An 11976-nucleotide genomic window follows, 5' to 3' on the forward strand; every position below is an offset into this window, starting at 1 on the left:
GGCGTGGACTGATCGTGCAAACCTCGCGGAAAATGCGGGGAAAACGCAAAATTGGGTGAGGTTTGCACGAATAGTTCGGCCCGAGGTGTCGGCTAGGGGTTTCCGGGGACGGTCCACGGACCGCTGCGCTCCAACATTCCGAGCACGCCCTGGGCGCCGTCGAGAATGTGACGCTCCGTCAACTCCCGGACCCGATTCGAGTCGCCGTCGCGCAGCGCCTCGATCATCTGCGGATGGTCATTGCCGATCGCGGCCAATCGGCCCTCCAGGGAGGCGTAGAAGCGGTTCGGCAGATGCCGGACGACCGAGCCCAGCAGCAGGGTCAGCCGGTGCGAATGCGCGGCCAGATTGATATGGCGATGGAATTCGTGCCCGTGCACGGCGATGGCGCCGCGGTCGTCGGCGGCGATCGCTCGGTCGAGACGAATGTTGATCGCCTCGAGTTCCCTGATCTGCTCGGCGGTGATCGTCGTCGCGGCGCGGGCGGCCAGTTCCGCCGCGAATTGTGCCTGCGCCCAGAACAAGTCGTGCACATCCTGCTGAGTGACCGGTGCCACGACGAATCCGCGACGGGGTACCAACTCGACGAAACCCTCGCTGCGCAGCGAGAGCAGACCCTCACGCACCGGTGTATTGCTGACCCCGACGGCCTCGGCGATCGGTTCCATCCGCAGGAATTCCCCCGGCCGCACCTGACCGGACATGATCAACTCGCGCACATAGGACGCCACCTCTTCGGGCAGCTGCTGCCGGCCGCCATTGCCGTGGATCCGGATCAAGTTGTCGACCACGCCTCGCCTCCCGGTCGGGTGTGCGCACGAAATCGGCGCTAATACATAATATATAAGATATGTCGCAAGTATTGCCTGTTCGTGTCATCACAGTGCGGAATACGACGAGGGCCCCGCACGAGTTCGCCTCGTACGGGGCCCTCGGTTCCGACAGGGCGGCCCCACCACGGTCGCTGTCAGGTGAGTAGCACCAAAGTATCGGCGACGCGGGCCGGTTCGGCCGCGTCGGCGGCCTGCACCACGTACCGCGTGGTGAGGATCGCGCCGGCCGGATCGACGTGGATCCACTGGTGATCGCCGGTCGCCCCGGCGAAGGTGTCGATACGATGCTGGTCGACGATCAGCGGCTCGCTCGGGCCCAGTTGCTCGCCCAGGGCGGCACGGAGCTGATCGAGGTCGGTGAATGTGTGAACCGTCCGGCCCCGCTCGGGCACTACATGAACCTTCCGCCGGTGACCTCGAGGACTGTGCCGGTCATATAGGACGACAGGTCGGACGCGAGAAACAGTGCGACCGAGGCGATTTCGCTCACCTCGCCCGCGCGGCCCAGCGGAATCTCGGCCATCTTCTGCTCCCATACCTTCTCCGGCATGGCCTCGGTCATGGGTGTGCGGATCAGCCCCGGCTGGATGGCGTTGACCCGGATGCCGTGGTGGGCAACCTCTTTCGCGGCGGCCTTGGACAATCCGACGATTCCGGCCTTGGCGGCGGAGTAGTTGGTCTGGCCCGCCAGCCCGACCTTGCCCGAGAGCGACGACAGATTCACGATCGCGCCGCGCTTGCGCTCGCGCATGATCGCCGCCGCCTTGCGGGTGCCGTGCCAGGTGCCCTTGAGGTGCACCGAGATGACCTGGTCGAACTGCTCCTCGGTCATGGTGCGCATGGTGGCGTCGCGAGTGATACCGGCGTTGTTGACCATGATGTCGAGGCTGTCGTAGGTATCCAGCGCCGCCTGTAGCAGCGCGTCGACATCGGCGGAATCGGTGACATCGCAGCGGACGCCGATCGCCTTGTCCGGGCCGCCGAGTCGTTCGGCGGCCTGCTTCACCGTGTCGGCGTCGAGATCACCGAGCACCACCCGGGCGCCCTCGTCGATGAACTTCTCCGCGATGGCGTAGCCGATGCCCTGCGCGGCGCCGGTGATCACCGCGGTGCGGTTGTGCAGCAAGGATTGTGACATGTCGAACTCCGTTTCGTCGGAACGTCGGGGCCGGGTGGATCGTCGCGATCATGTACGCCGCCGGGCATCCCGGATGAGCCCGCCGCCGATGATCAGACGCTGAATTTCGCTGGTGCCCTCGTACAGTCGCAACAACCGCACATCGCGGTAGATCCGCTCGACCGGCACCTCGCGCATATATCCGGTACCGCCGTGGATCTGGACGGCGAGATCTGCGACCTTGCCGACCATTTCGGTGCAGAACAGCTTCGCCGCCGAGGGGCCGATGCGCCGGTCCTCACCGCTGACGTAGCGGGCCGCGGTCTCGCGCACCAGCGCGCGCCCGGCCAGCACGCCGGTCTGCTGGTCGGCGAGCATGGCCTGCACCAACTGGAATTCGCCGATCGGGCGCCCGCCCTGGGTGGCGGAGGCGGCGTAGGCGACCGATTCGTCCAGCGCGCGTTGCGCCGAGCCGACGGCGAGTGCGGCGATATGCACGCGGCCGCGCGCCAGCGATGTCATCGCCGCTCGGTAGCCGACGTCCTCGGACCCGCCCACCAACGCCGAGGAGGGGACGCGAACGCCGGAGAGCACGACGTCGGCCGTCCAGGCGCCTTCCTGGCCCATCTTCTTGTCCTTGACGCCGACCTCGAGGCCAGGGGTGTCGGACGGTACGAGGAACACCGCTATCCCCGGGCCCGACTCGTCGGCGGGGCGGGTGCGGGCGAAGACGACGAACAGATCGGCGATCGGCGCGTTGGTGATGAAGCGCTTCTGCCCGTCGATCACCCAATCCTCGCCGTCGCGAACGGCTTTCGTGCGCAGACCGGCCGGATTCGATCCCGCGCCCGGTTCGGTGAGTGCGAAGGAGGCCACCACCCCGCCGGAGGCGATGCGCTCGAGCCATTGCGACTTCTGCTCGTCGGTGCCGAAGTTGACCAGCACCTGCCCCGCGATGCCGTTGTTGGTGCCGAACATCGAGCGTAGCGACAGTGAGGTATAGCCGAATTCCATGGCCAGCTCGACGTCCTGGGTCAGGTCCAGGCCCAGCCCGCCCCACTGCTGGGGGATGGCGTACCCGAACAGGCCCATCTCGGCGGCCTGCTTGCGCAGATCGTCGGGGATGGCATCGGCCTCCATGATCTCCTGTTCGCGCGGCACGACTTTCGTTCGGACGAATTCGCGCACATGTGCCAGGATCGCCTTGAAGTCCTCGGGGCCCACCTCGGGCATATCGATCACCGTCCTCTGGTCTGATGTAAGAATATTATATAAAATGTATGTGCGGCAAGCCGGGGCGGACCGGTGGCTGCCATCGGGTCGATCGATCGGAATGGGTGAGAGATAAGTTGTCGAATCAGCAAATGTTGCGTCGGGTCGCGATCGTGGATCCACTGCGGACTCCCGTCGGGACCTTCGGTGGCGCACTGCGCGACGTCGCGGTGGAGGATCTGGCGGCGACGGTGGTGCGAGAGGTGGTCGCGCGTTCGGGTGTCGACCCCGAGCGCATCGACGACGTCGTGTTCGCGCAGTCCTACGCCAACTCCGAGGTGCCGTGTGTGGGGCGCTGGGTGGCGCTGCACGCCGGACTGCCGATCGGGGTCCCCGGCATGCAATTGGATCGGCGCTGCGGCGGCGGACTGCAGGCGCTGGTGACCGCGGCGATGATGGTGCAGACCGGTGCCGCCGATGTCGTGCTGGCCGGCGGTGTGGAGTCGATGAGCCGCATCGAGTACTACTCGACCGCGACCCGCTGGGGTGCGCGAGCGGGCACGGTGTCGCTCTACGATCGGCTCGACCGGGGGCGCGAGCGGTCGCAGCCGCAGGAGCGGTTCGGCCGGATCTCCGGGATGATCGAAACCGCCGAGAATCTCGCGAACGACTACAAGATCGACCGCGCGGCCGCTGACGCCTATGCCGCGCGCAGCCATCAGCGTGCCGCGTCGGCGTGGAAGGACGGCCGGTTCGACGACGAGGTGGTGCCGGTCTCGGTGCCGCAGCGGCGTGGTGAGCCGCGAATCGTCGCCACCGATGAGGGAGTTCGGCCGGACAGCACCACCGAAACCCTCGCCAAACTCCGCTCGATCCAGCCCGGCGGCACGGTGACCGCCGGAAACGCCAGTCAGCAGAACGACGCGGCCTCGGCCTGTCTGGTGGTCGCGCAGGACCGCCTCGCCGAACTCGGGTTGACGCCGATCGGATATCTCGACGGATGGGCTGCCGCCGGTTGCGATCCGTCGAGGATGGGTATCGGCCCGGTACCCGCGGTCGCGAAACTCGCTGCGCGCCAGGGGATCGACACTCGGCAGCTGCTGAACGGACTCGATCTGGTCGAGTTGAACGAGGCATTCGCCGTGCAGGTGCTCGCGGTGCTGGAGGGATGGGGCTGGCGCGATCACGATCGGCTCAACGTCTACGGCTCCGGCATCTCGCTCGGACATCCGATCGGGGCGACGGGTATGCGCATGGTGACCACGTTGCTGCACGAACTGCATCGCCGCGGCGGCGGGAAGGGGCTCGCCACCATGTGCATCGGTGGTGGTCAGGGCCTGGCCGCCACCCTGGAAGCGGTGTGACGAGCGCGGTGTAGGAACCGGTGTGGCGACTTACATCGGGAGGTGCGGCGCGCGGTCGGTACGGCATCGAAATGCACAGGGCAGAAGCGATATTCGTACCGACCGTCGCCATCAGGACGGGTACCTCGACCCGGATTGTCAGCGGACCTCATCGAGCAAAATGGCGAGATATATCTACTTCGACTCGATGACACCCGCATCGTGCAGGCGGCCCAATTCGGCGTCGCTCAACCCCAGGACCTCGGACAAGACCTCACCGGTGTGTTCGCCGAGATCCGGTGCGACCGCGTAGTCGCCGTATTCGGAGTCGATGCGCAGGGGAGAGCGGCTGGTCAGGACTGGGCCGACGCCGGGTTGGTCGACTTCGCCGAAGATGGCGGGGGAGCCCTCGGAGCGGTAGCCTGCCGCGACGTCGTGCACCGTGCGGAATTTGCTCCACAGGACTCCGGATTCGGTGAGGGCGCGGTCGATCTCGGTCAGGGGGCGGGCGGCGAACCAGGGGCGCAGGACGGCGGTGATGATGTCGCGGTGGCGGTAGCGGTCGTCCTCGGTGCGGAAGTTGGCGTCGAGGGATTTCTCGAGCGCGTCGAACACATCGCCGGTGGCGGTCAGGGTGCGCAGGGCGTCCCAGTGGCGGCGGGTGAGGGCGACGACCATGATGCGGCTGCCGTCGGCGGTCTCGAAATCGGCGCCATAGCTGCCGTAGACCTGGTTGCCGTGTTTGTGGCGGGCGTGGCCCAGTTCGTCCGCTTCGGCCAGCCAGCCCAGGTTCACCAGCGAGGAGAAGGCGACATCGGCGAGGGCGAGGCGGATGAACGATCCCTCGCCGGTGCGGGTGCGGCGGTGCAGGGCGGCGAGCAGACCGGTGGTCGCGGTCATACCGGCGAGCAGATCCCAGGCGGGCAGGACGTGGTTCACCGGTGCGGCCGCATCCAACGGGCCGGTCATATCGGCAACTCCCGCATCGGGATTCACCGTGTAGTCGACCGCTGCCCGGCCGTCGGCGTAGCCGTCGATATGCACCTGGATCAGATCGGCGCGCCGCTCGCTCAGGGCCTCGTACGACAGCCACGGCCGCCCGACGTTGTTGTCCACCACGATGCCCGAATCCGGACCGGGCGCGGTGGCCAGCCCGATGATCAACTCTCGGCCCTCGGGGGAGCGGAGATCGACGGCGACCGAGCGTTTTCCGCGGTTCAGTGCGGTCCAGTACAGGCTGCGGCCGGTTCGCTGCGACAGCGGCCATCGGGTGTAGTCGGCGGCACCGCCGATCGGGTCGACCCGGATGACATCCGCGCCGAGCTGGCCCAGCGTCATTCCCCCGGACGGGCCCGCCACGAAACTGGCGAATTCGACGATTCGCAAGCCCGCCAGCGGGGTCCGGGTCGAATGGTCTGTGGTCACATGATCCTCCACGATCTCTTCACTGCGGACGTTCGAAATGCCCTGTTGTGCTTGCTGTTTCACGCCGCCGATGCCTATCGGCGTACGGTCGCGCGGTCATCGTGCCCGACCCGGCCCTGCAGCGACAGGATGTCGAGATGGGCGCATGGGAAAGCTGCCCGGGAGCGAGAATGCCTCGATGCTGTGGCGTTCCTCGCGTCCCGCGAACAGCTGGCAGCCCAGAGTATGCACAGCCGCCGATCCTCATGCACAATATATTATACTTTCAAATGGTGTGCGCGTGGGTGCGACCTGTCCCGAGGCTCCCAGGGTTCGCTCAGCGCGCGCGGACGACCGAAGCGTCGCGCAGCCAATACGCCACCGCCTCCGCGCGGTTGGCGGCACCGAGTTTGCGCAGAATATGGGTGACGTGCGTCTTGACCGTGCCCTCGGAGATCGATAGCTTGCGGGCGATCAGGCGATTGGGTTCACCCGCGGCGAGCAGTTCGACGACCTCGACCTCGCGGCTCGACAGCAGTGGGTGCGGCTGGGCCGGAGCCGGGAGAGCCTGCCGAGCGGTGAGCCGGGTGTCACCGGTGAGCTGCTGCAATCCGCGTTGGAGATCGGCGACGCCCTGCAACACCCGCACCCGGTACAGGCTGTGGCTCAGGCCCTCGGCGAACAGATTGAGCACCGCGCGGTCGGAGGCGTCGACCTCGCGATGCGGCCGGTAGCAGTCGCCGTGCACCATGCCCACCACCTGCCCCTGCACGGCCAGCGGGGCCACACCGTAGGAGGTGCAGCGCGACATCTTCACCAGAGTGCGCTCCACTCGTGGATTCCGCTGCACATCCAGGGCCAGGCCAGCGCGCCGGTGCGCGACGATATCGGATTCGATCAGGGTGCCGTCCAAGTGCGGCGGGTTGTCACGACCGGCCGCCACCATGTCCTCGGCGAGCTTCGGATCGCCGACCACACACATGGTCTGCAGCTTCCACGTCGAATTCTCCACGGTCGACACCAGCACCCGATCGAATCCGAGAGTGCACGCCGCCTCGGGGGCGCGGGTGAACAGTTCGTCGACGGTCGTCGCGTCGTGCATGCGGGCCAGCGCCCGGCGCACCCGGCGCAGCAGTTCGACACCCTCGCTCAGCCGAGCCTCGTCGACCGCGCTTTCGATCTCGCGGATCCGGTTGAGCAGCAGCGTCAGCCGTGCCAGTTCTCCGGGCCGGATATCGGTCGCCCGAAGGAGATCCGCGACGGTCGCCTCCCAGAGGTAACGCAGCACCTGTTTGGCGCTCACCGCGCGGGAGAGGTCGCGTGCGGGGAACTCCCGGCCCAGGGTGCTGCCCGCATCGGCGACCAGGTCGCGGATCCGGTCACCGAGATCGCCGTCCAGCGCCACATCCCGGTGGCGCGAATCCATTGCTGCGGGTGCCACGATCGCTCCAGTACTTCGAGAAGACAATATATAATGTTGAATTCTATCGGTAAGGTGGTCACCGATATCGGAAATTCGCGGAACTGCGGGCCATCGGCCGAAGGTCGGAGCCGAATCCGACCAGGGGCGGATGTCGGCGCACTCGATCGGCGGCATCGTTGAGTCGCCCATCACCGCCGCGGCTGCACTGAGAGGACGCGCTTCGTGTCGAAGACCATCGTCGAACAACTGGCCGATTTCACCACCGGGGTCGACTACTCGCGCCTGCCGGCGGAGGTCGTCGTCGAGGCGAAGCGCATTCTGCTGGACTCGATAGGCTGCGCCCTGGGCGCGATCGACCAGCACAAGGGCAAGATCGGCATCGAATACGGCCGGTTGGCCGGTGGTACGGGCGATGCCACCATCATCGGCACCGAGGACCGGGTGTCGGTCTTGGGCGCCAGTTTCGCCAACGGCGAGTTGATCAACGCCTTGGATTTCGACGCGGTGCTGCCGCCCGGGCATGTGACGCCGTATGTCCTGCCGCAGACCATGGCGGTGGCCGAGAGCCGGCAGCGTCCGGGCAAGGAGGTGATCGCCGCGATCGGGCTGTCGCACGAGATGTCGTTCCGGTTCTACAAGTCCGTGGACTATCTGCGCGACCGCACCGACACCGAGATGAACCTGTCGCCGGTCTTGGGCTACAGCAACACCATCTTCGGCGCCACCGCCGCGATCGGCAAGCTCGCGGGCTATTCCGCCGAGGTGCTCGCCAACGCGCTCGCGATCGCCGCCAGCACCTCGCCGGTGAATTCGATGCGGTCGTGGCTGGCGCACGCGCCGACCGCGACGATCAAGTATTCGCTCGCCGGCGCCCTCACCAACGCCTCGCTCACCGCGGCCTATATGGCCGAGCTCGGCCACCGCGGCGATCTGCCGGTCCTCGACGACGCCGAACTCGGCTACCGGCGCTTCATCGGCACGCGGCGCTGGGAACCGCAGAACATCACCGCCGGACTCGGCGAGGAATGGTTGTTCCCCGCGGAGCAGACCTTCAAGCCGTATCCGCACTGCCGGATCCTGCACGCGCCGCTGCACGCGCTCACCGAGATCGTGGAGAACAACGATCTGAAACCGGCGGAGATCGAAGCGATCCGGTGCTGGGGCGAGGCGGCGGTGCTGCACCCGCTGTGGTTGAGCAACGCCATCGAACACACCCACGACGCGCAGTTCAGCATCGCGCACGGCCTGGCGGTCGGCGCGCACAACATCACCCCGAGCAAGGCGTGGCACGATCCGGAACTCGTGTTCAGCCGTTCGGTCCTGGATCTGATGGAGCGGGTCACCTTCCAGCCGCATCCGGACTACTTCGCGGCCCTGTCCGCGCATCCGTCCGCCCGGCCCGCCCGGATCGAAGTCGACGCCCGCGGAACAACTTTCGTCGCCGACCGGGTGTATCCGAAGGGCAGCCCGACCCCGGACGCGCAGACGCGGATGACCGATGCGGAATTGATCGCCAAGTTCCGCGTCAATGCCGACGGCGTCATTCCGGAATCGCGGATGGATCAGATCGTGGCGGCGGTCTTCGATCTCGAGAATGTCGACGACTTCGCGACGGTCGTGCGGCTCGCCGCGAAGTGACCGCCATCTGCTGAAGGTCGCAGTCGGATACGACCGGCGACGGATACCCGGCCGGGTGTGTGCTGCGCCACACTCGAGGCAGCGTGCCGCGCAGCGCCACGATCGGGCCGTCGCCGTGTTCGGCTCCGGCGGCCCATGACAGGACCGGTGCGAGCGATGACTCGGCCGGTGCGAGGAGAAGAACGATGGTCTATCAGGGCAACTATTCGAAGCTGTTCATCGGCGGCCGCTGGGCCGAGCCCACCGCCACCGAGAAGATCGCGGTGATCTCGCCCTATACCGAGCAAACCGTGGCGCATGTGCCCAACTCCGCGGCCAGTGACGCCGACCGTGCCGTCGTTGCCGCCCGGCACGCGTTCGATCACGGCCCGTGGCCGCAGATGTCGCTGAACGAGCGGATCGAGATTCTGACCCGTGTCAGTGCCGGGCTGGGGGAACGCCAGGAGGAGATCGCGGAACTGATCACCGCCGAGATGGGCAGCCCCATCACGTTGTCGCGCAGCACTCAATCCCTGGGCGCGAAACTGCTGCTGGACGCCTTCCTGGAACTGGCGCCGAGCTACGAGTGGAGCAGTATCCGGCGCTCCGCGATGGGCACTGCCCTGGTCACCCGGGAACCGGTCGGTGTCGTCGCCGCGGTCATTCCGTGGAATGTGCCGTTGCAGATCACCATGCTCAAGCTCGGGCCCGCCCTGCTCGCCGGATGCACGGTGGTGCTCAAGACGGCGGTCGAAGCGCCGCTGAACGCCTACATCTTCGCCGAGATCCTGCACGCGGCAGGCTTGCCGGACGGCGTGGTCAACATCCTGCCCGCCGATCGCGGGGTCAGCGAGCACCTGGTCACCCACCCGGATGTCGACAAGGTGTCGTTCACCGGCTCCACGGCCGCGGGCCGCCGCGTCGCCGAACTCTGCGGACGCGATCTGCGGCGGGTCACCCTGGAACTGGGCGGTAAGTCCGCGGCGATCGTGCTCGACGATGCCGATCTCGATCTCGCGATCGGCCAGATCCGCAAGCTCTCGATGCGCAATAACGGCCAGGCCTGCAGTAATAAGACCCGGATCGTGGTGGCCCGCTCCCGCGAGGCCGAACTCGTCGAGCGGCTGGTCGCGATGGTCGAATCGATGCCGGTCGGTGATCCGGCCGATCCGGCGACCGAGATCGGGCCGGTGGTCAGCGCCCGCCAGCGCGCGATGATCGAGAGCTACCTCGAGATCGGCCGCGACGAGGGAGCCAAGGTCGCCATCGGCGGCGGCCGCCCCGCCGGACTGGATCGAGGGTGGTTCGTGGAACCGACGATCTTCACCGGAGTCCAGCCGGATATGCGCGTCGCGCAGGAGGAGATCTTCGGCCCGGTCCTGTCGGTGCTGAGTTTCGCCGACGAGGACGAGGCCGTGGCGATCGCCAACAACTCGATGTTCGGCCTCAACGGCTCGGTCTTCACCTCCGACGACGAACACGCGCTGGCGGTGGCCCGCCGGATCCGCACGGGCACAGTGGAATTGAACGGCAACCTGGTCGGTTTCCACGCGCCCATCGGCGGCTTCAAATGCAGCGGCATCGGGCGTGAGGCCGGGCCGGAAGGGTTCGACGGATACGTCGAGCCCAAGTCCTACGGACTGCCGCCCTCGCTGGCGGATTCCTTGTCCTGACACCATCATTCGTTCGACCCGGCGGTGGCCGGAGGCAGAGGAGGGCCGATGCGCGGCGTTGTGTTCAACGGTGATCGCAACCTCGAAATCATCTCGTTCGACGATCCCGAGCCGGGACCGGCGGACGCGGTCGTGCAGATCAAGGCGTCCGGGATGTGCGGTAGCGATCTCCGGTTCTACCGCGCCCCCGCCGGTGAGGCGCTGGCGGCGTTCGGATTGCAGGGCGACGACACCGGCATCATCGCCGGGCACGAGCCGTGCGGTGTGGTGGTCGCGCTCGGATCCGAAGTGGATTCGCGGGCGGTGCGGGTCGGGGACCGGGTGATGGTGCACCACTACGACGGGTGCGGATTCTGCGACCGGTGCCGCGGCGGGTGGACGCAGATGTGTGAGCGTGGCGCCGAGATCTTCGGCGCCACGGCTCATGGCGGCCATGCCGACTACATCAAAGTGCCTGCGCGAACGCTGGTTCCGCTGCCCGACGAACTGAGTTTCGCGGCCGGGGCAGCCATCGCCTGCGGGACCGGGACGGCCTTCGGTGGTCTGGTGCGGCTGGGTCTGAACGCGCGCGACACCATCGCCGTGTTCGGGCAGGGCCCGGTCGGGCAGTCCGCGGTGCAGTTGGCCGCGGCGATGGGCTCCGAGGTGATCGCTGTCGATGTCGCGCGTGAAAGAGTCGACCGGGCAACGGAATTCGGTGCAGCCTATGCCGTCGACTCCAGTGCGACCGACCCGGTGGCAGCGATTCGCCAGTTGACCGGGGGCAAGGGGGTGAGCTGTGCCCTGGACTGCTCCGGCGCGCCGGCCGCCCGGGCCGCGGCTGTTCAGGCCACCGCGCCGTGGGGCCGGGTGGGGTTCGTCGGTGAGGGCGGTCAGGTCACCTTGAACGTCAGCCCCGATATCATCCGCAAACAGCTCACCATCGTCGGCTCCTACACCTTCTCCGTTGTCGGACAGGGTGATTGCGCGCGGTTCATCGCCGATCACGGCGTGGACGTGGACAAGATCTTCACCGACCATTGGACACTGGCCGACGCCGACCGGGCCTACCGCGAATTCGACAAGCAGACCGGGGGCAAGGCGGTCATCGAGTTCTGAGGACAGACGACCACCGGAAGACGTAGAAGACTCGCCCTGGTCGCAGGTTCTGCCTGCCGCCAGGGCGAGTTGCGTTGTGCCACAGGGATGGAAGAATTTCGGCCGCTCGATGTGCGACAGGTGCGGCGGTCGCAACCGCCGCACCTGCCCGTGCCCTCGGTCAGGCCCGCGTCGGTAAATCAGCGGCCGGGCGCGAGGGTCAGCGTGCGTCCGTCCGCGACGCGCGTCCCGGTCGCGATGATCGTGCTGTCGTCCG

Annotated in this window: 10 protein-coding genes; 4 read left to right on the forward strand and 6 right to left on the reverse strand. The window is 67.2% G+C overall.

Going from position 1 to position 11976, the window contains the following annotated elements; all coding sequences use genetic code 11:
• Positions 1-92: 92 nt before the first annotated feature.
• The 4 genes from K7711_RS10760 to K7711_RS10775 all read right to left on the reverse strand — a co-directional run bounded on the left by K7711_RS10760 (position 93) and on the right by K7711_RS10775 (position 3183).
• Positions 93-791 (reverse strand): GntR family transcriptional regulator, encoded by a 699-nt coding sequence (locus K7711_RS10760; protein ID WP_308014627.1) that lies wholly within the window; start codon positions 789-791, stop codon positions 93-95.
• A 176-nt stretch (positions 792-967) separates the two neighbouring features.
• Positions 968-1225: a MaoC/PaaZ C-terminal domain-containing protein gene (locus K7711_RS48870; protein ID WP_308014628.1), complete on the reverse strand. Its 258-nt coding sequence runs from the start codon at positions 1223-1225 to the stop codon at positions 968-970.
• A complete protein-coding gene (fabG, locus tag K7711_RS10770) occupies positions 1225-1971 on the reverse strand; it encodes a 3-oxoacyl-ACP reductase FabG (protein ID WP_222967744.1) in 747 nt (248 codons plus the stop codon). The genes K7711_RS48870 and fabG overlap by 1 nt, the downstream gene beginning before the upstream one ends.
• 48 nt (positions 1972-2019) lie before the next feature.
• Entirely contained in the window at positions 2020-3183 is a 1164-nt protein-coding gene (locus tag K7711_RS10775) for an acyl-CoA dehydrogenase family protein (RefSeq protein ID WP_222967746.1), read from the reverse strand.
• A gap of 131 nt (positions 3184-3314) precedes the next feature.
• Here K7711_RS10775 and K7711_RS10780 point away from each other — a divergent pair, with 131 nt between their 5' ends.
• Positions 3315-4526, forward strand: coding sequence for an acetyl-CoA C-acetyltransferase (locus K7711_RS10780; protein WP_222967748.1), 1212 nt, complete (start codon positions 3315-3317; stop codon positions 4524-4526).
• Between the two features lie 174 nt (positions 4527-4700).
• Here K7711_RS10780 and K7711_RS10785 read toward each other — a convergent pair whose 3' ends face one another.
• Together K7711_RS10785 and K7711_RS48875 are read right to left on the reverse strand one after the other, a co-directional pair.
• Positions 4701-5930: a CoA transferase gene (locus tag K7711_RS10785; protein ID WP_222967756.1), complete on the reverse strand. Its 1230-nt coding sequence runs from the start codon at positions 5928-5930 to the stop codon at positions 4701-4703.
• Positions 5931-6246: 316 nt separating this feature from the next.
• Positions 6247-7350: a helix-turn-helix transcriptional regulator gene (locus K7711_RS48875; RefSeq protein ID WP_222967758.1), complete on the reverse strand. Its 1104-nt coding sequence runs from the start codon at positions 7348-7350 to the stop codon at positions 6247-6249.
• A 204-nt stretch (positions 7351-7554) separates the two neighbouring features.
• On the opposite strand from K7711_RS48875, the gene K7711_RS10795 reads away from it, so the two are divergent.
• The 3 genes from K7711_RS10795 to K7711_RS10805 all read left to right on the forward strand — a co-directional run bounded on the left by K7711_RS10795 (position 7555) and on the right by K7711_RS10805 (position 11720).
• Positions 7555-8970, forward strand: a complete 1416-nt coding sequence (locus K7711_RS10795; protein WP_222967760.1) for an MmgE/PrpD family protein — start codon at positions 7555-7557, stop codon at positions 8968-8970.
• A gap of 185 nt (positions 8971-9155) precedes the next feature.
• Positions 9156-10622 (forward strand): aldehyde dehydrogenase, encoded by a 1467-nt coding sequence (locus tag K7711_RS10800; protein WP_222967762.1) that lies wholly within the window; start codon positions 9156-9158, stop codon positions 10620-10622.
• A gap of 48 nt (positions 10623-10670) precedes the next feature.
• Positions 10671-11720, forward strand: coding sequence for a zinc-dependent alcohol dehydrogenase family protein (locus K7711_RS10805; protein WP_222967764.1), 1050 nt, complete (start codon positions 10671-10673; stop codon positions 11718-11720).
• The last annotated feature ends 256 nt before the right edge of the window (positions 11721-11976 follow it).

This window comes from Nocardia coffeae, from assembly GCF_019890715.1.
In the GTDB taxonomy this organism is placed as follows: Bacteria; Actinomycetota; Actinomycetes; order Mycobacteriales; family Mycobacteriaceae; genus Nocardia; species Nocardia jiangxiensis.

What these genes read in the sequence shown, in the direction of transcription:
- K7711_RS10800 (WP_222967762.1), top strand. Translation starts at nt 9,156, where the DNA reads ATGGTCTATCAGGGCAACTATTCGAAGCTGTTCATCGGCGGCCGCTGG.
- K7711_RS10805 (WP_222967764.1), top strand. Translation starts at nt 10,671, where the DNA reads ATGCGCGGCGTTGTGTTCAACGGTGATCGCAACCTCGAAATCATCTCG.
- K7711_RS10775 (WP_222967746.1), bottom strand. Translation starts at nt 3,183, where the DNA reads ATGCCCGAGGTGGGCCCCGAGGACTTCAAGGCGATCCTGGCACATGTG.
- K7711_RS10780 (WP_222967748.1), top strand. Translation starts at nt 3,315, where the DNA reads ATGTTGCGTCGGGTCGCGATCGTGGATCCACTGCGGACTCCCGTCGGG.
- fabG (WP_222967744.1), bottom strand. Translation starts at nt 1,971, where the DNA reads ATGTCACAATCCTTGCTGCACAACCGCACCGCGGTGATCACCGGCGCC.